Source organism: Promicromonospora sp. NPDC023805, from assembly GCF_040639635.1.
Taxonomy (GTDB): Bacteria; Actinomycetota; Actinomycetes; order Actinomycetales; family Cellulomonadaceae; genus Promicromonospora.
In genome coordinates this window covers 111109-132187 of the sequence record NZ_JBFAAH010000012.1, presented here as the reverse complement: position 1 = coordinate 132187, position 21079 = coordinate 111109, and the positions used below count along the sequence as shown (strand labels likewise).

At 72.4% G+C, this 21079-nt stretch carries 17 protein-coding genes; 9 read left to right on the top strand and 8 right to left on the bottom strand.

The genetic code is table 11. The features are described 5' to 3' along the window. Window positions 1-97 precede the first annotated feature (97 nt). The 6 genes from AB0F70_RS14015 to AB0F70_RS13990 all read left to right on the top strand — a co-directional run bounded on the left by AB0F70_RS14015 (window position 98) and on the right by AB0F70_RS13990 (window position 6510). Window positions 98-1516, top strand: coding sequence for an FAD-dependent oxidoreductase (locus AB0F70_RS14015; protein ID WP_357448911.1), 1419 nt, complete (start codon window positions 98-100; stop codon window positions 1514-1516). Then, entirely contained in the window at window positions 1506-3107 is a 1602-nt protein-coding gene (locus AB0F70_RS14010) for a cytochrome b N-terminal domain-containing protein (protein WP_357448909.1), read from the top strand. Before AB0F70_RS14015 ends, AB0F70_RS14010 begins: the two co-directional genes overlap by 11 nt. After that, complete coding sequence (locus tag AB0F70_RS14005; protein ID WP_357448907.1) at window positions 3091-3585, top strand: MarR family winged helix-turn-helix transcriptional regulator; 495 nt, start codon at window positions 3091-3093, stop codon at window positions 3583-3585. The genes AB0F70_RS14010 and AB0F70_RS14005 overlap by 17 nt, the downstream gene beginning before the upstream one ends. A gap of 110 nt (window positions 3586-3695) precedes the next feature. Beyond that, window positions 3696-4502, top strand: a complete 807-nt coding sequence (locus tag AB0F70_RS14000; protein ID WP_357448905.1) for an MBL fold metallo-hydrolase — start codon at window positions 3696-3698, stop codon at window positions 4500-4502. Beyond that, window positions 4493-4936, top strand: coding sequence for a nuclear transport factor 2 family protein (locus tag AB0F70_RS13995; protein WP_357448902.1), 444 nt, complete (start codon window positions 4493-4495; stop codon window positions 4934-4936). Before AB0F70_RS14000 ends, AB0F70_RS13995 begins: the two co-directional genes overlap by 10 nt. Window positions 4937-5136: 200 nt before the next feature. Beyond that, complete coding sequence (locus AB0F70_RS13990; RefSeq protein ID WP_357448900.1) at window positions 5137-6510, top strand: jacalin-like lectin; 1374 nt, start codon at window positions 5137-5139, stop codon at window positions 6508-6510. Window positions 6511-6640: 130 nt separating this feature from the next. On the opposite strand, the gene AB0F70_RS13985 is transcribed toward AB0F70_RS13990, so the two are convergent. Next, a complete protein-coding gene (locus tag AB0F70_RS13985; protein ID WP_357448968.1) occupies window positions 6641-7501 on the bottom strand; it encodes a PLP-dependent aminotransferase family protein in 861 nt (286 codons plus the stop codon). A gap of 333 nt (window positions 7502-7834) precedes the next feature. Between AB0F70_RS13985 and AB0F70_RS13980 the strand changes: the two genes are divergently transcribed. Together AB0F70_RS13980 and AB0F70_RS13975 are read left to right on the top strand one after the other, a co-directional pair. Continuing rightward, a complete protein-coding gene (locus AB0F70_RS13980; RefSeq protein ID WP_357448898.1) occupies window positions 7835-8941 on the top strand; it encodes an aminotransferase class V-fold PLP-dependent enzyme in 1107 nt (368 codons plus the stop codon). 157 nt (window positions 8942-9098) lie between these two features. Then, complete coding sequence (locus tag AB0F70_RS13975) at window positions 9099-9650, top strand: SgcJ/EcaC family oxidoreductase (protein ID WP_357448896.1); 552 nt, start codon at window positions 9099-9101, stop codon at window positions 9648-9650. On the opposite strand, the gene AB0F70_RS13970 is transcribed toward AB0F70_RS13975, so the two are convergent. Both AB0F70_RS13970 and AB0F70_RS13965 read right to left on the bottom strand, forming a co-directional pair. After that, window positions 9613-11052 carry a HAMP domain-containing sensor histidine kinase gene (locus AB0F70_RS13970; RefSeq protein ID WP_357448894.1) on the bottom strand — a complete coding sequence of 480 codons (1440 nt, stop codon included), beginning with the start codon at window positions 11050-11052 and terminating at the stop codon, window positions 9613-9615. The two genes, AB0F70_RS13975 and AB0F70_RS13970, sit on opposite strands and share 38 nt — an antisense overlap. Further along, entirely contained in the window at window positions 11049-11765 is a 717-nt protein-coding gene (locus AB0F70_RS13965; RefSeq protein WP_357448892.1) for a response regulator transcription factor, read from the bottom strand. Before AB0F70_RS13965 ends, AB0F70_RS13970 begins: the two co-directional genes overlap by 4 nt. A gap of 322 nt (window positions 11766-12087) precedes the next feature. On the opposite strand from AB0F70_RS13965, the gene AB0F70_RS13960 reads away from it, so the two are divergent. Further along, window positions 12088-12885 (top strand): DUF4184 family protein, encoded by a 798-nt coding sequence (locus tag AB0F70_RS13960; protein WP_357448890.1) that lies wholly within the window; start codon window positions 12088-12090, stop codon window positions 12883-12885. Between the two features lie 265 nt (window positions 12886-13150). On the opposite strand, the gene AB0F70_RS13955 is transcribed toward AB0F70_RS13960, so the two are convergent. The 5 genes from AB0F70_RS13955 to AB0F70_RS13935 all read right to left on the bottom strand — a co-directional run bounded on the left by AB0F70_RS13955 (window position 13151) and on the right by AB0F70_RS13935 (window position 21068). After that, window positions 13151-14875: an ABC transporter ATP-binding protein gene (locus tag AB0F70_RS13955; RefSeq protein WP_357448888.1), complete on the bottom strand. Its 1725-nt coding sequence runs from the start codon at window positions 14873-14875 to the stop codon at window positions 13151-13153. Further along, a complete protein-coding gene (locus AB0F70_RS13950) occupies window positions 14872-16638 on the bottom strand; it encodes an ABC transporter ATP-binding protein (RefSeq protein ID WP_357448886.1) in 1767 nt (588 codons plus the stop codon). The genes AB0F70_RS13955 and AB0F70_RS13950 overlap by 4 nt, the downstream gene beginning before the upstream one ends. A 204-nt stretch (window positions 16639-16842) precedes the next feature. After that, window positions 16843-17673 carry a transglutaminase-like domain-containing protein gene (locus AB0F70_RS13945; protein WP_357448884.1) on the bottom strand — a complete coding sequence of 277 codons (831 nt, stop codon included), beginning with the start codon at window positions 17671-17673 and terminating at the stop codon, window positions 16843-16845. 78 nt (window positions 17674-17751) lie between these two features. Beyond that, a complete protein-coding gene (locus AB0F70_RS13940) occupies window positions 17752-19821 on the bottom strand; it encodes an HNH endonuclease (protein ID WP_357448882.1) in 2070 nt (689 codons plus the stop codon). A 314-nt stretch (window positions 19822-20135) separates the two neighbouring features. Next, window positions 20136-21068, bottom strand: coding sequence for a DNA-3-methyladenine glycosylase 2 family protein (locus AB0F70_RS13935; protein ID WP_357448880.1), 933 nt, complete (start codon window positions 21066-21068; stop codon window positions 20136-20138). Window positions 21069-21079: the final 11 nt, after the last annotated feature.

Genomic DNA, 21079 nt, shown 5'->3' with positions numbered 1-21079 from the left:
CGAGCACAAGCGTTGCCCCGGAAGCCGGTGTGACCACCACCACGTCACATCCGCTCGCGCTGCGTTGTCGATCAGGTAAGACCACCAGGAGGTTGTGATGGGAAGCATCTCGGGAAAGACACCGGAGAAGATCCTGATCGTCGGCGGTGGCTACGCCGGCTTCTACACCGCGTGGGGACTGGAGAAGCAGCTCCGCCGGGGCGAGGCCGAGGTCACCCTCGTCGACCCGCACGGTTACATGACCTACCAGCCGTTCCTGCCCGAGGTCACGGCCGGTTCCATCGAGGCACGGCACGTCATGGTGTCGCTGCGCGGGCACCTGCGCCGCACCACGATCATCGCCGGCCACACGACGTCCATCGACCACGCGCACCGCACAGCGACGGTCCGGACCAACGACGGGGCGCTGCGCGAGATCGGGTACGACACGATCGTCGTGACCGCCGGCGCCGTGACCCGCACGTTCCCGGTCCCGGGGATCGCGGACGAGGCGATCGGCCTCAAGCACGTCGAGGAAGCCGTCGCGATCCGCGACCAGCTCCTCACCGCCTTCGACCGCGCGGCCCTACTCCCGCCGGGCAACGAGCGTCGGCGGCTCCTGACGGTGACCGTCGTCGGCGGCGGGTTCACGGGGGTCGAGGTGTTCGGCGAGCTGCTGTCCCTGGCGACGGGCCTGCTGCGCTCCTACCCGGAGCTCGGCCGCGACGACCTCGCCTTCCACCTCGTCGACGCCAACAAGCGCATCCTGCCCGAGGTCACGGACGAGCCCGGCCGCTGGGTGGTGGAGCACCTCGAGCGCCGGGGCGCGCGCATCCACCTGGGCACCCAGGTCGTCTCGGCCACGGACGGCCGGATCCTGCTGTCCACCGGCGAGTCGTACGGCAACGGCCTCCTGATCTGGGCCGCGGGCAACGGCAGCAACCCCGTCGTCGCGCGGAACACCGACCTGCCGGTCGACGAGCGCGGGCTGGTCCGCGTCCGGGCCGACCTCCGCGTCAGCAGCGACCCCAGCACCTCCGATGCGACCGTGCCCCACGCGTGGGCCGCTGGCGACAACGCAGCGGTTCCCGACCTCGCCTCCCCCGTCCCCGGCGCACGGACGGTCCCCAACGCCCAGCACGCGGTACGCCAGGGCAAGCTGCTGGCGGCCAACCTCGTCGCCGACCTGCGTGGCAAGCAGCCACGGCAGTACCTCCACCACAGCCTCGGGGTGGTGGCCACCCTCGGCATCGGGCAGGGGATCTTCCAGTACCGCCGTCTGGTCATCAAGGGCTTCCCGGCCTGGCTCATGCACCGCGGCTACCACGTCCTGGCCGTCCCGACCTGGGAGCGCAAGGTACGCGTGCTGCTCGTGTGGGTCTCGGCGGTGTTCTTCGGACGCGACATCATCCCCCTCGCCACCGTGCAGCGGCCGCGGGCCGCCTTCCTGGCGGGCGGCGACCCGTTCGCGGGGATCGACGGCACCCGGGCGGACCTCGCGCGGCCCGAGCTGAGCGTGGTGCGCGATGCCGGCTGACCCGGTCGGGCGCGGACCCCGCGCAGGCGCCGCCGTCCGCGCGTTCGTCACCGACCTGGGCCGGCGCCGGGTGTACCTGCGCTGGTCGAATCTCTTCGGCGTCGTGACGTTCGCCTGCCTGCTCGTCCTCGCGGTCACCGGGGTGCTGCTGGCGACCTGGTACACGCCGTCGAACGAACTCGTCACCTACGCAGGGCCGTACGGGCCGCTGCAGGGCGCGACGGTCACGGAGGCCTTCGCCTCGACCATGCGCATCTCCTTCGAGCAGACCGGTGGCCTCCTGGTCCGCCAGACGCACCACTGGGCCGCGCTCGTCATGCCGGCGTCGATGATCATGCAGCTCCTGGTCACGTTCTTCAGCGGCGGGTTCCGCCGTCCGCGGCAGCTGAGCTGGGTGCTGCTGGTCGTGGCCTTCATCCTGGTGCTCGCCGCCGGGTGGAGCGGGTACGCGCTGCCGGACGACATGCTGTCGGGCACCGGCCTGCGCATCGTCGAGGGTGTGGTGCTCAGCATCCCGTTCGTCGGCACCTGGGTGGCCGGCTGGATGTTCGGCGGGCCGTTCCCGGGCCAGATCATCGAGAACCTGTACCCGGTGCACACGATCATCGCGCCAGGGCTGCTCGTGCTCGTCATGGCGGTGCGCGGGGTGCTCAGCCTGCGGCACGGGCAGGCAGCACACCCGCGGCCGACGCCGACCCCGTCGCTCGGCCTGCGCCTCTGGCCCGACGCCGCCCTCCGGGCCGCCGGGATGACCGGGATGACGAGCGCGGTGCTGGTGCTGCTCGGAGCGACCTCGACGATCAGCCCCGTCTGGTCCTACGGGCCCGCGTCCGTGGGCGAGGTCGGCGCCGGGAGCCAGCCCGACTGGTACATGGGCTTCCTCGACGGCGCGCTGCGGCTCGTCCCCGTCGGCTGGGAGACCGAGTGGATGGGCTGGACCATCACCTTCGCCACCCTGGTGCCCCTCGTCGTGATCGGCGGCTACTTCGCGCTCCTGATCGTCTACCCGTACCTCGAGGCGTGGGTCGACCGGGACAGGGAGCCGCACCACGTGCTCGACCGGCCGCGAAACGTCCCGTTCCGCACCGGGGTCGGCGTCGCCGGCGCGCTGTTCTACGGGATCCTGTGGGGCGCGGCGAGCGCCGACATCCTCTCCACGGAGTTCGGCGTGCCGTTCGAGACGATCATCACGACGCTGCAGGTCGCGCTGCTCGCGGGTCCGCCGCTGGCGTTCGAGGTGACCCGGCGCATCTGCATCGGGCTGCAGCGCACGGACCGCGAGATCGCGCTGCACGGCCACGAGACGGGCCGCATCGTCCGGATGCCGAACGGTGGCTACGCCGAGATCCACCAGCCGGCGAGCGAGGACGAGCGTGCGCTGCTGTCCGTGGCAGCGGTTCCGGCGGTGCCGGGCCGGCCGGACCGAGTCGGCCGCCTCAGCGGGCGGGAGCGCCTGCGCGGGGCGCTGTCGCGGCAGTTCGGCACGGGGCACGTCGCACCGCTGCTTGAGCGCGACCCCGTAGGGGCGATCGGTCCGGGCCGAGACGACAGCGCGTCTCACCTACGCTGGGCCGATGAGCCCGACGCCTGAGTTCTCGTCCCCCCGCGAGGCCGCGTACGACCCCCGGATCCTGGTCTTCGGCCGGCTCCTCGGCGCCGCGAACCGGCTCGACTACATCCTGGGCCGGGCGCTCGAGGAGCAGACCGGCCTGAGCCACACGCTGTTCGAGCTGCTGCTCGTCGTGGGTCGCGCCGGTCCCGACGGTGTGCCGGTGCGGGACATCGCCCAGGCGCGGGTCCTCACCTCGGGCGGCGCGACGCGCCTGGTCCAGCGGGCCGCCGACCAGGGGCTGATCGAGCGCCGGCCGTCCCCCGACGACGGACGTGTCCAGCTCATCCGTCTGACCCCCGCCGGCGAGGAGCTCCTGCTCCGGGCGAGCGCCGTCCACGCGCGCAACATCGAGCAGTACCTGGTGGACGTGCTGCCCGAGGACCAGGCGGAGGTCTTCGCCGTCGCCATCCGCACCCTGAGCAAGAACGCGGAGCAGCAGCTGCCCGTCATGCCCTGAGCGCGCCGCAGCCCCTCGGGAATAGCTGACCAGTCAGCCTTTGTTCCGTCTGTACGCGGCCACCACACCGCACCACCCGCCACCAGGCGTCCCGAGGTAAGGAACACACCATGTCGCTGTCCTTCGAGGTATTCGACCTCGACTTCCCCGCCGGTTCGAAGAACAAGTCCGCGGTGCTCGTCACCGGCGAGAACGAGGCCCTGCTGGTCGACGCCGGCTTCACGCGCGCCGACGGGCTCCGGCTCGCCGCCGCCGTCCTCGACTCCGGCAAGACCCTGGGCACAGTGTTCGTCAGCCACGCCGACCCCGACTTCTACTTCGGCCTCGAGGTCATCGCCGACGCCTTCCCCGACGCGCGGATCGTCGCCACACCGATCGTCATCGAGCACATCGACGCCTCGTACGAGGGCAAGCTGAAGGCCTGGGCGGCCCTCGGCGCGAACCTGCCGACGCGGCTCGCGAAGATCGAGCCGCTCACCGACGACTTCATCGACGTCGACGGCTCCCGCTTCGAGCTCCGCGGCGGCTCCGCCGTCCTGCCCGACCGCCACTACCTCTGGAACGCGGAGCACCGCGCGATCATCGGCGGCGTGCTCCTCTTCCAGCAGGAGCACGTCTGGGTCGCCGACACCGCCACGCCGGAGCAGCGCGCCGCCTGGATCGAGCTGCTCGACCAGATGCAGGCGCTCGACCCCGAGCTCGTCGTCGCCGGGCACCGCCTGCCCGACACGGCCAACGACGCGAGCGCCATCGACTACACCCGCACCTACCTGCGCGACTTCGAGCGCATCCTCGACGCCTCTGCCGACGGCGCGGCGACGACGGCCGCCCTGGTCGAGGCCTACCCCGCCTCGGGGATGCTGATCGCTGCCCAGCTCGGGCCGAAGGTCGCGAAGGGCGAGATGACATGGGGCTGACCATCAGCACGGACCGCGCGAGCACTACGGCGTTCGAGACGTCGGCGGCACCCCGCGACGTCGTCCGCCGGCAGTACCTGGCCTCGGCGGCAGGTGACCTCGAGGCGCTCCGCGCCACCATGGCGCCCGACGTCGAGTGGACCGAGATGGCCGGGTTCCCCCTGGCCGGCACCTACCGCACCCCCGAGGGCGTCACGGCGAACGTCATGACGAAGCTCGGCCAGGAGTGGGAGGGCTGGGCGGCCCACGACGACAGCTACGTGGTCGACGGCGAGAACGTGGTGGTGCTCGCGCGCTACACCGCCACGCACCGGGGCACGGGCAAGGACCTGAACGTCCGCGTCACCCACCACTTCGTCGTGCGGGGCGGGCTCATCGTGCGCTTCGAGCAGTTCGTCGACACCGCGCTGGTGCGCGACACGGCGACGGCGTAGCCGAGGTGCCGTCGCGTATCGAGGCCGGCCCAGCACTGGGCCGGCCTCGATACCCGTCGCGATCTCGTCGAGACCCGCCGGTCCGTCACTTGCGGGCAATGGTCACGTAAGCCACAAGTAGTGACGAAGTCATGTATATGGGTCAGGCTGTGCGGGTATGCCAGATTTCACCCTGGCACCCTCGGAGACTGGAGCACCGTATGCGGACACACAGAGCACTCGCCAGGACCGCACTCGCCACGACCGCACTGGCCGCGATCATCCCGCTCGTCGCCACGATCGGCCTGGCCGCCCCGGCGTCAGCGTCGGCCTCCGGACCGGCGTCGCCGTCAGCCGTCACGAGCGGATCCTTCTCGATCCTCAGCTACAACATCGCCGGACTCCCCCTCGGGATCGGCGACGGCGACCCGGAGACCAACACCCCGATCATCGGCTCGCGCCTGGCCCCCTACGACGTCGTCCAGGTCCAGGAGGACTTCAACTATCACGCCGCGCTCTACGCGGCGGACCGTCATCCGCACCGGACGCCGACGAGCGGCGGCGTCCCGTTCGGCAGCGGCCTCAACACGCTCTCGGACCTCCCCTTCGAGGACTTCGAGCGCGTCGCCTGGGCCGACTGCTCGTCGGGATCGGGCGACTGCCTGACCCCGAAGGGCTTCACCTTCATGCGGGCACGCCTCGCCGAGGGTGTGTGGGTGGACCTGTACAACCTGCACACCGACGCCGGTGTCGAGCCCGGCGACCTGGCGGCACGGCGCGCAAACCTCGCGCAGCTCACCACGTTCATCCGGTCCCGCTCGGCGGGGAACGCGGTGATCGTCTACGGCGACACCAACACCCGCTACACCCGCGCCGACGACACGATCGCCGAGCTCGCGTCCGCGAACGGCCTGACCGACCCGTGGGTCGACCTCGTCCGCGGCGGCGACGCCCCCGACAAGGGCGCACCCGCGCTGGTCTGCAACGACGCGACGGTGAACGAGAGCTGCGAGGTCGTCGACAAGGTCCTCTACCGCGGTGGAAACCACGTCAACCTCGACGCGGTCGAGTACCGCAACGACCACGCCGCCTTCCGCGACAGCGCCGGCAAGAACCTGTCGGACCACTACCCCATCGCGGTCGAGCTCAACTGGTCCCTCAGCCCCGACTTCCGGATGAGCGACCAGTTCGGCGGCCCGCACGGCACCTTCTTCACCGACGTCGACAACCTCACCGCCGGTGCGAGGCCGACCGAGCTGCGCGTGCGCGGCGGGTCCAGGGTGGACCAGATCGGCCTGACGCTCGCCGGTGGCGCCCGCGTCGAGCACGGCGGTAGCGGGGGCACCCTCGGGACGCTGGCCCTCGCCTCGGGCGAGTACCCGGTGAGCCTGCACCTGTGCCAGGCGAAGCACGAGGACCACACCCGGATCGCCTACGCCCGCTTCACGACGAGCACCGGCCGGACCCTGGCGGGCGGCACCTCGACCGGCGACTGCGCCACGTACACCGCCCCGTCCGGCTGGCAGATCGCCGGCTTCCACGGTCGCGCGGGCAACGAGCTCGACAAGATCGGCGCCATCTACACCCGGCGCTGATCGGGTCCCTCGTGCCGTGGGGTGGCCGGCCGTGCTCGGGGAACGTGTATGCGATCGGGGTCGGTTGCTCTGAGTAGACGTTGTCTACTCTCGGCAAGCAATCCCGATCGCCTACACGTTCCGGGACACCTCAGTCGCCGAGCGCCACCCCCAGCCGGCGCGCCCCCTCCGTCAGCTCCGCGTGGTCGGCCGCGGCGGCGAAGCCGATACGCAGGTGGGCCACCGTCGGCTCGGCGGCGAAGTAGCGGCTGCCGGCGCTCACCGCGACGCCATGTTGCCGTGCGGCGCGGGCGAGGGCGCCGTCGTCCACGCCGGACGGCAGGCGGACCCAGAGGTGCAGCCCGCCGGTGGGCAGCCCGGTCAGGGTCGCGCCGGGCACCTCGAGCAGGACGGCGTCGGCCAGCACGGCGCACCGCGCGCGCAGCGCCGTGCCGAGCGAGCGGACGTGCCGGTCCCAGGACGGGGAGCTGAGTATCTCCAGCGCGGCCTCCTGGAGCGGGCGGGTGACGAAGAAGTCGTCGACCAGGCGGACTGCCCGCATGCGTTCCATGACCGGCCCGCGGGCCACGAGCGCGCCGATGCGCAGGCTCGGTGCGCCGGGTTTGGTGAGCGAGGTGACGTGCACGACGGTGCCGTCGCGGTCGTCGGCGACCAGTGGCCGGGGCACGACGCCGCCGTGCCCGAGGTGCCGTGCGAAGTCGTCCTCGAGCACGAACGCGCCGGACGCGCGCGCGATGTCGAGGATCTGACGGCGCCGTTCGGGCGCCAGCACGGTGCCCGTCGGGTTCTGGAACGTCGGCTGGCAGTAGAGCAACCGCGCGCCGGTCATCGCGAACGCGTCGGCCAGCAGGTCCGGCCGCAGGCCGTCGGCATCGAGCGGCACGGGCACGGGCCGCAGTCCCGCGGCGCGGGCCGCCGCGAGCGCGCGGGGGTAGGTGGGCGACTCGACCAGGACAGGGCTGCCCGGCGCGGCGATGGCCCGGAACGCTATCGACAGGGCGCGCTGCCCGCGCGAGCGCGGCGCTCAGCGCCCGGGTGTGCTGGAGCGACTGGTGGATGTAGCCGCCGTCGAGGGGGATGGTCCCGGCCGGTACGGGCCCGAGCGGGTCGCTGACGAGGCGGGTGTCGACCGTGCGGTCCGTGAGGGCGACGGTCTGCCAGTCGGTGTCCGCGCCGCCCTCGTCACGGCTGCCGGGCCCGCGCGCCACGTACGTCCCGCTGCCCGGACGGGTCACCACTGCACCCTCGGCGGCGAGCGCGGCGATGGGCCGACACACCGGGGACCGACCGGGTCATCCACTTCAACAACGCGGGCTGCGGTCTGATGGCGAGGCCCGTGACGGCGGTGATGGTCGACCACCTGAACCTCGAGGCCCAGATCGGCGGCTACGAGGCCTCGGCCGCCCGGGCCGCCGAGGTTCGCGGCTTCTACACGGAGATCGCCGCCCTCATCAACACCTCGCCCGACAACATCGCCTTCGCGGGCAGCGCCACCCACGCCTACGCGACTGCCCTGTCCTCGATCCCGTTCGAGGCCGGCGACGTCATCCTCACGACCCGCGACGACTTCATCTCCAACCAGATCGCCTTCCTCTCCCTGCGCAAGCGGTTCGGCGTGCGCATAGTGCATGCGCCCAACACCCCGGAGGGTGTGGTCGACGTCGACGCGATGGCCGCGCTGATGCGCACCCACCGCCCCCGGCTCGTCTCGGTCACCCACGTCCCCACCAACTCGGGGCTCGTCTCCCCGGTCGCCGAGATCGGCCGCCTCTGCCGCGAGCTCGACCTCCTCTACCTGGTCGACGCCTGCCAGTCGGTCGGCCAGCTCGTCATCGACGTCGAGGAGATCGGCTGCGACCTGCTGACGGCGACCTGCCGCAAGTTCCTGCGCGGCCCGCGCGGCTCCGGGTTCCTGTACGTGTCCGACCGCGTGCTGCGCGCGGGCCACGAACCGCTCTTCATCGACATGCACGGCGCTCGCTGGACCGCACCGGACGCCTACGAGCCCGCGGCGACGGCGGCCCGGTTCGAGGAGTGGGAGTTCCCCTACGCGACGGTGCTGGGCAGCGCCGCCGCCGTCCGGTACGCCCGCGACGTCGGCATCGAGGCCATCGCACGGCGCACGCCCGCGCTCGCCGCCCGGCTGCGTGACGGGCTCGCGCCGATCCCCGGGGTACGCGTGCTCGACCGTGGTCCGAACCCGGCCGCGCTCGTCACCTTCGAGATCGCGGGCTGGCAGCCCCAGCCGTTCAAGACGGCGATGGACGCCCGCGGCATCAACTCGGCGCTCAGCTTCCGGGAGTTCGCGCAGTTCGACTTCGGGGACAAGGACGTCGACTGGTGCCTGCGCCTGTCGCCGCACTACTACAACACCGAGGACGAGGTGGACCGGGTGGCCGACGCCGTGGCGGAGCTCGCCGGTCTCTCCTGAACGCTCGTCCCGAACGTTCTTTCCCGAACGTTGTACGAGCGCTGGATCCATGCTGCACAGCCCCTTCCCGGCGTACCGCGAGGGTGGGACCACTCCCGATCGAACCCGGGAGCGGCCCCACCATCAGGGCCCTCGACTTCCACGCACTGGAGCTGTGATGACCTCATCCCTCAACGGACCCCGCCGAATGCGCAAGCGTGCAGGCCTCGTCGCGATCACCGCTGTCGTCGCCGCCGTCGCCACCGTTGGCATCACGGGCATCGCCACGGCCGACAACCGGGAGGCCGCGAGCCAGTCCGGCAAGAAGACCGGCAAGGCGCCGACGGAACAGGAGATCGCCGCCCTGTTCGACGAGTGGAACGCCGCGCTGGGCACGGGCGACGCCGAGGCGGTGGCCGACCGCTACGCACCCGACGGCGTGCTGCTGCCCACGGTGTCCAAGCAGATCCGGACCGACCGCGACGGGATCGTCGACTACTTCGAGCACTTCCAGGAGAACGACCCGGTCGGCGAGAAGACCGAGACCATCGTCACCGTGCTGGACAAGAACACCGCCGTCGACGCCGGCACGTACGTGTTCACGCTCACCGACCCCGAGACCGGCGAGGTGCGCGACGTCGAGGCCCGCTACACCTACGTGTACGAGAAGATCGACGGCGAGTGGCTGATCGTCAACCACCACTCCTCGGCGATGCCGGCCGGAGACTGATCCGGACGCCGAGCCCGCCAGGGCCCGGCGCGTCCCGTAGCGTCACCGCGCCGCCGTCGTCGGTCACCAGCTGCTTGACGATGGCGAGCCCGAGGCCCGAGCCGGACCGGCCGGTGAGCCCGTGCCCTCGCCAGAACCTGTCGAACGCTCGGGCCTTGTCGGCGTCGGACATGCCGGGGCCCTGGTCGAGGATCTCCAGCACGACCTCGTCGTGGTGGGGCTCGACCCGAACCGTGATCCTGCCGCCGTCCGGGGACACCTCCAGGGCGTTGGACAGCACGTTGTCCAGCACCTGGTCGAGGTGGCCCGGGCTGGCCAGCACCTCGAGGCGGTCGTCCGGCTGGCCGGCCAGCATCTGCCCGGCCAGCGTGATCGTGACGCCGCGCTCGTCGGCGGCCGGCTGCCAGACCGTCAGGCGTTCCTCCAGGATGTCGCGCAGCGGCAGCGGCTCCGCGACGGTCGCCTGGGCCTCGGCGCGGGCCAGCACCAGCAGCCCGTTGACGAGGCGGCTCATCCGCACCACCTCGGCGGTGGCCTGTTCGACGTCCTCCGTCACGTACGGGTCGTCGACGCCGTCCGCGATGTTGTCCAGGGACAGGCGCAGGGCGGTGAGCGGCGTACGCAGCTGGTGCGACGCGTCGGCGACGAAGACCCGCTGCGCGGCGATCAGCGTGTCGAGGCGTTCGGCGCCCTGGTTGAGGGTCCGGGCGAGGGTCTGCGTCTCGTGCGGCCCGGTGACCGGGGAGCGCGCGGTGAGGTCGCCGTCGCTGAACCGGCTCGCCATCGCGTTGAGCTGGCGCAGCGGGCGGGTCAGCCAGCGGGCGGCCAGGTAGCCGAGGCCCGCGGCGATCACCAGCACCCCCACGGCCAGGATCGCGCGGAAGCCCCAGATGGACCAGAACCGGTCGGTGAGCTCCTCGGTCGGGAAGATGATGCGGACGGCGCCGACGACGTCGCCCCCGCCAGGCCCGGCACCGGCCTGATCGCGGGCCGGGACGGTGATCACCAGGTGGGCTCCCCAAGGCGTGGCGGACCCCCAGTCCGTCGTCGACGCGTTCTCGCGCAGGGCCCTGTCGACCGCCGCGTCCGGCTCCAGCAGGGGCAGACCGCGCACCGCGCCGCCGTCGGCGCTCGTCGCCGAATCCGTACCAGTCCCCAGGGCGACCGCCTGGACCGTGCTGCCCGTCTCGACGGAGTACGCCCCGGCCATCTGCACCAGCGCGTCGCGCGAGGCGTCGTCCCCTGCGCCGAGCAGCAGCGCCATGGTGGTCGCCTCGCGCCGGACGGAGGCGTCGGTGTCGCCACGGAGCTGGCTCGTGAGCGTCAGGGCCACCGGGACCGTGAACGCGGCGAGGGCGACCGCGACGAGCAGGACGTAGCTGACGATCAGCCGGCGGATCATGCGGGCTGCGCCCCAGCGTCGAGGATCTCCAGGCGGAATCCGACGCCGCGTACCGCCTCGATCGCGACCGCCCCGGCCAGCTTGCGCCGCAGCGCGGCCACGTGGACGTCGAGGGTCTTGGTCGGGCCGAACCAGTGGGCGTCCCAGACCGCTTCCATGATCTGCTCGCGCGACATCAGCGCACCCGGCTCCTCGGTGAGGAAGCCAAGCAGGTCGTACTCCTTGGGCGTCAGCGCCACCGGGCTGCCGTCCAGGTGCACCCGGCCCGCGCGGCGGTCGATGGTCAGCCGGGGACCGTACCGGTCCGGGCCGCTCGGCGCGGGTCCCCCACCAGCGCCGGCCGGCTGGGCGCGGCGCAGCACCGCCCTGATCCGGGCGATGACCTCGCGCATGCCGAAGGGCTTGGTGACGTAGTCGTCCGCACCGAGCTCGAGGCCGACCACCCGGTCGGCCTCGTCGCTGCGCGCGCTGATCACGATGATCGGCACGGCGCTCCGCTCGCGCAGTGCCCTGCAGACGTCGAGGCCCTCGACGTCGGGCAGCCCGAGGTCGAGGAGCACGACGTCGTAGGGTTCTGTGCTGCCGGGTTCGCCGGCCGCCGCCAGCGCCTCGCGACCCGTCGGCACCCACTCCACCGTGAAGCCGTACCGCAGCAGCCCGCGCCGGAGCGACTGGGCTACCGGCTCGTCGTCTTCAACCAGGAGTACACGCACGGGGTGAACCTTACGGTTCGACGGCGCTGGATCCGTGCAGGTCGGGTCGCGCCGCCGTCACGCCCCGCAGGCGAGCGACCCCGAGAGGACCCGGTTCGCGTCGATCTGGTCCCGGATCACCGCCAGGTTGTCCTCGACCGCCACCATCGCGTCCGCCCCGGAAGAACGTGCACCATCCGGTGGTCGGCGACCTGGACCTCACCTACGAGGGCATGGCCCTCGCCTCCGAGCCCAGCCGCAGGCCACCGCGCCGACCGACGGCGCTTGACGGTACTGTCCGGCAGGCGCCACCGCGCCCTGCCCCAGCTCCGAAGGACGACCAGTGCCGTTCACGCTCTCCCACCCCGCCGCCGTGCTGCCGCTCCTGCGGCGCCCCTTCAGCGCCGCGGCGCTGGTCGCCGGTGCCCTGGCTCCCGACCTGCCGTACTTCGCCCGCAGCACGCCCGTCCCGGTGAGCGCCCAGTCCTGGTACGAGCCGTACCTGAACGCCACGACGTCGCACACCCTGCTCGGCGCCCTGACCGTCAGCCTGCCGTACGCGGTGGCGCTCTGGGGTCTGTTCCTGGTGGCCCGCCGCCCGGTCGGCAGCCTGCTGCCCGACCCGGCCGGCCCGCGCCCGCCCGAGCCGGACGGCGCGAGCGCGTTGCTCCGGCGCTCCGGCTGGGTGCTGCTCTCGCTGGTGATCGGCATCGCCACGCACCTGGTCTGGGACTCGTTCACGCACAGCGACGGCTACGTCGTCATGCACGTGCCGTTCCTGAGCACACCGCTGGCCGGCGATCTCACGTGGGCCAGGGCGCTGCAGCACGTCAGCACGATCGGCGGGCTGGTGATCATCGCGGTGTACCTGTGGCGCCGCCGCTCCCGGCTGCGTCCCGCCAGCCCTGCCGGACGGCGGAGCGCCCTGCGGCTCCTCGGGATCGTCGCCGGCATCGCCGCCGTCGGCGCGGTGGCCGGCACCCTCGAGTGGTGGGGCGGCGGTTCGAGCCTCGCCGGGCGGGACGTGGTCGAGGGCGTGCTCTCCGACATCGCGACGGGCGCGGGCGCCGCGCTCATCGCCGCGGCGCTGCTCTACGTCGCGGGCTGGTGGGCGGTCCGGGCCGTCGGCGGCCGTCGCTGAGCTCAGTCGGTTGGCAGTGTCGGCGGCCAGCCGATCACGTGACCTCGAGGTCGGCACGCCGGTCCGAGGTCGGCAGTTCGCATCGAGATCGGTCCAGCGCTGTGTCGACCTCGATGCCAACTGCCGACCTCGGCGCCGGTGACTTCGGTCCTTTGCCTCCGGCGTATCGCGACTTCGGTCCGTTGCTCTGAGATCGGTCGATTGATTGACCGATCTCAGAGCAAACGACCGAAGTCGCGTGGCCGGGCCAGCAAAAGGACCGAACTCAGTCCCGGTGCCGCCGCCAGGCCTGCCACAGCCGGGCGTAGCTGCCGCCCGAGGCCAGAAGCTCCGCGTGCGTGCCCTCCTCCGCGATGCGGCCGCGCTCCATCACGACCACCCGGTCCGCCGCGGCGGCCTGGCTCAGCCGGTGCGCGACGACGAGGGCGGTGCGCCCGTCGATCACCGCCTGGGCCGCACGCTCAAGGCGGCCGGCGTCGCTCGAACCCGCCTCGGCGGTCGCCTCGTCGAGGATCACGACGCCGGGATCGGCCAGCAGCACCCGGGCCAGGGCGAGCTGCTGCGCCTCGGCCGGGGCGAGCGCGGAACCGTCGAGGTGGGTGTCGAGGCCGTCCGGGAGCCGGTCCAGGAGCGGTTCGGCGCCCACGACGCCGAGGGCGTGCCGCAGCGCCGCGTCGTCGGCGTCCGCCCGCGCGAGCGTGAGGTTGTCGCGCAGGCTGGCGTCGAACACGTGCACCTCCTGCGTGACGAGCACTACGCCGTCCGGCGTCTCGACGGTGCCCGACGTCGCGTCGTGCACCCCCGCCGCGAGCGCCGCGAGCGTGCTCTTGCCCGCGCCCGAGGCACCGACGACGGCAACCGTCTCGCCCGGCGCGACGCCGAGGTCGACGTCGATCAGGACCGGGTGGTCGGCGGCGTACGAGTGGCCGACGCCGCGCAGGCTGAGTCCGGCGCCATCGGGCGCGCGACGCCGCGACCGGCCGCTGTCCTCGCCTGCGGTCCCGCTCCCGGCCCCGACCACACCGGCGATCCGCGCGAGCGACGCCAGCGCCGACTGCATGTCGTCGATCACGAACAGCAGCTGGCCGATGGGGTTGAACAGGCGCAGGAACAGCAGCATGGCCGCCGTCGTGCCGCCGATGGTGCCCCCGCCGTCCCGCACGACGAAGAACCCCACGACGAGGAGCGCGGTCATGCCGGCGAGCTCGGCGGCGTTGATCCGCCCCGAGAACGCGTTCTGGACGGCGCGGGCGTGCATGGTCCACCGCACCACCGCCCAGGACGCCGCCCGGATCCGCACCAGGTGCCGGCCGGACAGGTCGAAGGCGCGCACCGTCTCGATGCCCCGCAGCGAGTCGAGCAGGTGCTGCGCGCGGTGTGCCATGGCGGCGCGCTCGCCCGCGTACAGCCGCGGGGCCCCGCGCAGGTACCGGCGCACCGCGAACGCGTGCACGGGCAGGATGACCAGCAGCGCCAGCGCGTAGCGCGGGTCGATCACCGCCATCCCGCCGAAGGTCACCACAATCGTGAAGAACGATCCGGTGAGCGCGGGCACGACGGCGGGGATCGCCTGGGCGACCTCGGCGACGTCGTCACCCGCGCGGGAGATGAGGTCGCCCGTCCCTGCGCGCTCGACCTGCGACTGGGGCAGCCGCAGCGCTGCCGTGACCATGTCCTCGCGCATACGGGCGAGCATCCCCTCGAGCAGGCGGGACGCCCCGATCATGCCGACGGCGGCGAGCACCGCGCCGACCACCACCGAGCCGACCATCACCGCGCCGGCGGTCCATACGGTGCGCGCCTCCCCGCCGGCGGAGACGGCGTCGACCACGCGGCCGATCGCGAGCGACGGCAGGACCCCGGCCGCCGCCGTGACGACGAAGACGACCACCAGTCCGGCGAGCCGCCAGCCGGGGCGGTCGAGCGCGCGCCACATCTCGCGCAGCACCGTGCGCCCGTCGGCGATGGGCAGGCTGTCGGTGGTGCTCATCGGTGCTCCCCAGCTGCTGCGTGCTCTGCTTGTTCTACGTGCTCCGCGTGCTCTGCGTGTCCTGTGTGTTCCGGCGCGACGCCGCCCCCGGACGCCACGGTGACCACCCGGTCGGCGACCTGCAGCAGCGCCGGGGACCGCGTGACGATCACCGTCCGAAGGCCCGCGCGCACGCGGCGCAGCCCGTCCGCGATGGCGGCCTCGGTGACGGCGTCGACCGCGGTGGTCGGATCGTGCAGCACGAGCAGCGGGGCGTCCGTGGCGAGCGCGCGGGCAAGCGCCACCCGCTGGCGCTGACCGCCGGAGAGGGATGCACCGCCCTCGCCGACAGGCGTGTCCCAGCCGTCCGGCAGGATCTCGGCGAGCTCCCCGCATCCCGCGGCGTCGAGCGCGGCGGCGACCCGGTCGGCGTCGGCTCCGGGGAGCGCGACGTTCTCGCGCACCGTGCCGGCGAACAGGTGTGCCTCGTGCGGTACGACGAGCGCGTCGGGCCGCGCGCCGCGGATCGTGTCGAGCAGGGCACGCGCGGTACGCGCGTCGGCGGCCACGGCCACAAGCTCCCCGCAGGGCACGTCCTGGACGATCTCGGCGGCTGTGCGCTCGGCGACCATGCCCTCGGCCGCCATGCGATCAGCTACCGTGCGCTCGGCCACTCCGGACTCAGCCGCCGTGCGCTCGACGTCGGCCAGGGTGTCGCCGTCCGCCCCGGACCCCTGCGCAGACCCAGTCTCCTCCCGCAGCAAGTCAAGAAGCCGCGCGGCAGAGGCGTTGGCCGACGCCCACAGCGTGCCCGCGTTGCGGGCGAGCGACTGCAGCGGCTCCAGGAGGAACTGCGTGAGCCCGACGACCGTGACCAGCTCGACGATCCCGATAGCGCCGCGCACGGCGAGGATGCCCGCGGCCACCGTGATCGCGGTGACGAACAGCCCGGTGGTGAGGTCCATCGTGCCGACGAAGAGCCCCTCGGCTCGGCGCGCGCGCAGGGTGCTCTCGAGCGCCACGCCGCTCGCGCGCCGGTAGCGGCGTCCGGCCTCGGCCTCGGCGTGGACGCCCTTGAGCACCCGGTAGCCGGACATGAGGTCGGCGGCCTCGCCCGCGGCGGCGGCAGCGGCCTCCTGCTCGTCGCCGCTGCGACGGCGCAGCGACCCGCCGGTCCGGTCGGTGAGCCACAGGACCGCGGGGGCGCCGAGCAGAACGGCGAGGCCGAGCGGCCACGAGATGACGAGGAGCACCGTCCCACCGAAGACGACCGCGGCGAGCTGCCCCACCGGGTACACGCCGATCGCCACCGCGGACGAGAGCCGGCTCACGTCGGAGGTCGCCAACGAGAGCGCGACGCCGGGTGACGCCGACGCGCCGCGCGCCGGCGCCCGGGTGAGCAGGTGCGCGCTCACCATCGAGCGGAGCTGGTGCTGCACGACCAGCGTGCCGAGCTCGGCGAGGCGGGAGCCGAACCGCCAGGAGAACGACAGCAGCGCGAAGTCCGCGGCGAGCAGCGCGACCCACAGCACGAGCTGGGCGACGTCGCCGGTGCTGACCGCCCGCTCGATGGCGACCCCCATGAGCACCGGGACGAGCGCCTCGCCGAGCTGATGGGTGACGCTCAGCGCGGCGGCGGGCACCGTGTACCGGCGCGCGCCGGTCATGACGCGCAGGGTGAGGCGCCGGGGCGTGGTGCGCTCGTCGACACGGATCTCGCGCGCGCGCACGGGTTCGGCGGGCGTCTGCAGCCAGGTCCGGCCCCGGCCGGTGCGGCGGCTCATCGGGCGCTCGGCTTCGTCGAGGGCACGGCGGCGCGGGGCGCAGGCTTGAGGTTCATAAGATCTTTCGGCGTCATGGCTGTGGGCGAAGCCAGATTAGCCTTACCTAACCTCGGCCCGCCATCATGGCGGCGGACCCGACACTTCCGGGGGGACACCACCACGTCGTCCCAGGCGCAACGAACAAACCGTGAGAGGCGTCCTGTCTCACCTCAACAGATGTTCTGGAACCGCCAGATCCTCATGAAGTGACAGCCGGGCGATCGCCGTGGCGTCGCCCTGAGCACAGGTCTCGGCCAGCGTGTCGATGAGTTCGTCGTAGTCGGGACCGGTCTTGCCCTCGTAGGCGTCAGTCATCCGGCCCCACTCGTCCCAGGGCAGCATCTCGCGGTTGCGCAGCGCACCAAGATCGCGGACGGCGTTGCCGCTGATCTCGGCCGGCCCCCAGGCGTGGTCCGTGCCGACGACGCCGAACACCTGCGCGTCGATCAGGCCGGCCCGGAACCGGGACCACGCCTCACCACCGGTCAGGAACGCGTCCGGAGCGAGATCCTCAGGATGTTCGACGTAGCTCCTGCCGAGGTGCTCGGTGTCGACGCGCACCCAGCGGTTCTCGTCGGCCGCCCAGTACTCGGTGATCCAGTGGTCGAAGCCGCGCCCCTCGACGAAGTACGTGCCGAAGCCGCAGCGTGCCCGAGCAGGGATGCCCCGCGCCCGCAAGAACGCGCAGGCGAGGACCGTGAAGTGCCGGCACGTCCCGACCACCCGTGCCGCGGGCGTTCTGGCGTGCTGCAGCGGGGAGTCGTCGAGAGCCGCGAGCACGGCGATCAGCCCGCTCGCCGCCCGGATGTCCTTCTCCACGAGCCGGTCCGCGCCGAGCCCTGCCGCGGTGGCGTCATGAGGCTGGATCACGAGCCCCTGTGCGACGGCACAGATCCCGACGGGATCGTCGGGCAACCCTTCGACGAGCCGGAGCTGCGCCGGATCGAGGGTGGTGAAGAGTCCAGGACGGGAGTAGTCGAGCACGCCATCGGCCATGATCGGGATGCTACGGGGGACCACTGACAGTGGGTGTGCTGGTGGTTTCGGGGTCGAGGCCCAGCCGTCGAAACTCACTCAGAAGGGTGGTTCGTCGGGGTGGGCCCGAGCCGTCGGGCTGGTCGGGTCGGTCGGGCTTGTCGAATCGGTCGGACTTGTGGGCTCGGAGGGGGCAGCCTGGTCGGTCGGGTGGGTCCGGTCGGTCCCGTGGTCCGGATGGATCGGACGGTCCGGATGGATCGGTACGGAGCCCGGTTCGGTAGTGGCGTAGACGCGGGGTAGGCGCTGCCCTGTCATGGCGCGCAGGGACAGGTCCTGGCTGGTGTCCGGGTCGATCTCGCCGAGATCGATGTGCGTGTCCAGCACGGTCGGTGGTCGTGTGTGGGTGCGGCCGGTGGGTGCGGTCCAGGTCGTGATCCCTGTCTGAGGGTCGCGGACGATGTTCCAGCCGGCGTGAGTCTTGAGGAGGTGGTGCTTGCGGCACAGGGCGTGCAGGTTGTGGGCGTTGGCCTGCCCCCACCCGTTGGCTTTGCTCCCCTCGATGCTGCTGGTGTTCTTGTGGTCATGGTCGAAGGGTTGGATGTGGTCCAGGTCGCACCGCTCGGCCGGGGTATCGCAGCACGGGAAGGTGCACATGGCGTCCCTGGCCTCGATTGCACCGCGCAGGGTCTTGCCCGGTTGGTAGGCGGTGGTGGAGTAGTCCAGGAGGATCCCGGTGACAGGGTCCGTCAGCAGACGGTGCCAGGTCGCGTCCGTCGCGATCATCCGCGCGATCTCTGCGGGGACCGGCCCGAAGCCGGCGAGCTCACCAGGCGCGTTGTCCAGGCCAAGCAGTGCGGTGGCCGGGATCGTGACCCGGACGACGGGGCGGGTCGGGATGATCCGTACCGGCCGCACGACTTCTTGCACCACAATCTTTCGGACAATCTGCTGCACTGGCACCCGACCACCACACGTACACACTGGCTCAGGCTCACCTATAGGGCTCTGGGTGCTCCCAGTGGTCGCCGCGTTACCGGCGGTCGTCATCTCGGCTCGCGCGCCGATGTCCGGGCCGACGCTTCCAGCAGTCGCAGTGCCGGTCGTCGCGCCGGTCGTCTTATCTGAGTCTGCGTCGGCCTCGGTGTACCGGTCGGCGGGCAGGAGGCGGCCGGTGACGATCCCGGTCAACGAGTCGGCACGCAGCTGGCTCAGGGTGCGTTCCTCGCCCGTGACGTGGCGTAGCTGGTGGGCCATGTCGTCCACCACACCCCACACCGCTGCGGCGTCCACGGCCGGTAGGTACGCGGACAGCCACCCCATGTCGTTCTCCGCCCGGTCCACCTGCACCGAGCGGCGTTGCGCTTCGGCCTGAGCGGTGGCAGAGGCGCCGTGCAGGTTCTTCGCGAACGCGAGCATCCGGGCCTGCAACCACTTCCACGTCCGTGCCGGGGCCTGGGGCAGGAACCGGCTGATCGCCTCAGCGCGCTCCACGACCGTCAACCGAGACGCGGAACGCAGCAACGTGTGCGCCTTACGAGTATCGATCCTGCCTTTCAGCAGAGCGGTGATCACGGTGGGGTGCCGGGTCCCGGACTCGGCCCGCACCACCACCTCGGTCGCCTCCGGCGCCGTCACCACCAGCTCGCCCGTGACCTGCCCGACCAAGGAGTTGTGCGCCAGCGGGTGCGACTCCCGCGCGGCGCGCTCCGCCACGACCCGGGCCTGCACACCGGCTACCCAGGACTGCAACCGGCCACACGCGACGACCATGTCGGCCAGAGCCTCGTCCGACAGGTCGGCCAGCACACTGAAACCCACGCCCGCGCCGCCACCCGCACCCGCGCCGTCGCCCGAGTCCTGGTCCGGGTCCGCGGCGACGGGCATGCCGATCTCCAGATTCCCGTCTACGTCGACCGCTTCCGCGACCACGCGCGCCAACCGCGCACCGGGCGCGTCCTGCAACGCTCGACGCAGGACGTCCTCCGGCCAGAACGCAACCGGCACGACCTCCGGAGGCCAGTCCGGCGGGAAGCCCTTCGGCGTGGCAGGCAGCATGTCAGGTGGCATGTCAGGCGGTGTCTCCGGCATGCCACCCGGCATCTCCACCGGCGGCACGGCGTCCAGCTGCGCACCAGGCGTGCGGTCGTCGAACAGTCCCTCGTACATTCCCGCCCACCTCCCCCGTGGCTCATTACTCAAGAAGAATAGACTGGGCCCGCCAATCATTCGGACCTTTGTTCGATCCTATGCCCGGCCACTGACACCGGCGCGTTCTTCTGCCCCCTTCGTAAGGACGCGAGCATCACTACCTACCTGTACGCGGCGACTGCTTGACGCGCTTGCCACGGCTGAACCCGCGCGCAGACGCACCCCGAGACCCGCCACGAAACCCTGCACCCAGGTCCAGCACCGAGGTCCCGCGCAGACACCCAGTCGGTCGCCGAGCTGCCCAGCCGCCCAGCCGCCCACCACCAGCCCGCTCAGAACGCCCGATAGTCCGCGATCGGCAGCTTCGGCCCGCGACGGGGCGCCTTGGCCCGCCCGTCGATCATGAGCAGCCGGACCACCCGGTGCCGGTGCGGGGCGTACGGCGCCAGCAGCCGCAGCATCCCGGCGTCGTCGGTGCGTTCGCCCGACAGCGCCCAGCCGACCGCCGCAGGCAGGTGGAAGTCGCCCACGGAGACGGCGTCCGCGTCACCGAAGGCGCGCTGCGCCACCTCCGCCGACGTCCACACCCCTACGCCCTGCACCTTCTCGAGCCGTGCGCGGGCCTCGGCGGGCGCCATCGCGCACGCCTCCTCGAGGCGTGGCGCCACCAGCGCGCACCGCGTCACAGTGCGGGCACGTCCGGGGTCGACGCCGGCGCGGTGCCAGTCCCACACCGGCACCCGCGCCCAGGTCTGCGCGTCCGGGACCACCCGCAGCCCGCCGCGCAGCCCCTCGGGCGCCGGGCCCGGCGCCCGCGTGCCGTACCGCCGCACGAGCCACTGCCACGCCCGGTGCGCCGTCACGGTCTGCACGCGCTGCTCCAGGACCGCGGGCACGAGGGCTTCCAGCACACGGCCGCTGCGCGCCATCCGCATCCCGGCCGCCCGACGGTGGGCGTCGCGGACCTGCGACGGCGGCGCGAAGTCCGCGACGTCGTCGTCCTCGCCGAGCAGCGTCGGCAGCGCCTCGGCGGCCTCCCGCGCCCCGTCACCCCAGAGCTGCACCACCACCTCGTGCGGCCCCGCGGGCACGAACCGCTGCGTCACCGGGCCCGTGGGCAGCAGCGACGTCCGCCAGACGGTTCCGTCCGCCGCCCGGTGGAACGTCGGGTCCGCGGGCCCGTGCCCCAGCGGTCCGAGCGTCAGGGCGACGTCGGTCCGGCGCGGCGAGCTGTGGCGGACGGTGAGCACGTCCCAGTTGACCACGTGCGGCCCGG

Coding starts and splice junctions, on each gene's coding strand:
- AB0F70_RS14015 (WP_357448911.1), top strand. CDS start 98: ATGGGAAGCATCTCGGGAAAGACACCGGAGAAGATCCTGATCGTCGGC.
- AB0F70_RS14010 (WP_357448909.1), top strand. CDS start 1,506: ATGCCGGCTGACCCGGTCGGGCGCGGACCCCGCGCAGGCGCCGCCGTC.
- AB0F70_RS14005 (WP_357448907.1), top strand. CDS start 3,091: ATGAGCCCGACGCCTGAGTTCTCGTCCCCCCGCGAGGCCGCGTACGAC.
- AB0F70_RS14000 (WP_357448905.1), top strand. CDS start 3,696: ATGTCGCTGTCCTTCGAGGTATTCGACCTCGACTTCCCCGCCGGTTCG.
- AB0F70_RS13995 (WP_357448902.1), top strand. CDS start 4,493: ATGGGGCTGACCATCAGCACGGACCGCGCGAGCACTACGGCGTTCGAG.
- AB0F70_RS13990 (WP_357448900.1), top strand. CDS start 5,137: ATGCGGACACACAGAGCACTCGCCAGGACCGCACTCGCCACGACCGCA.
- AB0F70_RS13980 (WP_357448898.1), top strand. CDS start 7,835: ATGGCGAGGCCCGTGACGGCGGTGATGGTCGACCACCTGAACCTCGAG.
- AB0F70_RS13975 (WP_357448896.1), top strand. CDS start 9,099: ATGACCTCATCCCTCAACGGACCCCGCCGAATGCGCAAGCGTGCAGGC.
- AB0F70_RS13970 (WP_357448894.1), bottom strand. CDS start 11,052: ATGATCCGCCGGCTGATCGTCAGCTACGTCCTGCTCGTCGCGGTCGCC.
- AB0F70_RS13955 (WP_357448888.1), bottom strand. CDS start 14,875: ATGAGCACCACCGACAGCCTGCCCATCGCCGACGGGCGCACGGTGCTG.
- AB0F70_RS13950 (WP_357448886.1), bottom strand. CDS start 16,638: ATGAGCCGCCGCACCGGCCGGGGCCGGACCTGGCTGCAGACGCCCGCC.
- AB0F70_RS13945 (WP_357448884.1), bottom strand. CDS start 17,673: ATGGCCGATGGCGTGCTCGACTACTCCCGTCCTGGACTCTTCACCACC.
- AB0F70_RS13940 (WP_357448882.1), bottom strand. CDS start 19,821: ATGTACGAGGGACTGTTCGACGACCGCACGCCTGGTGCGCAGCTGGAC.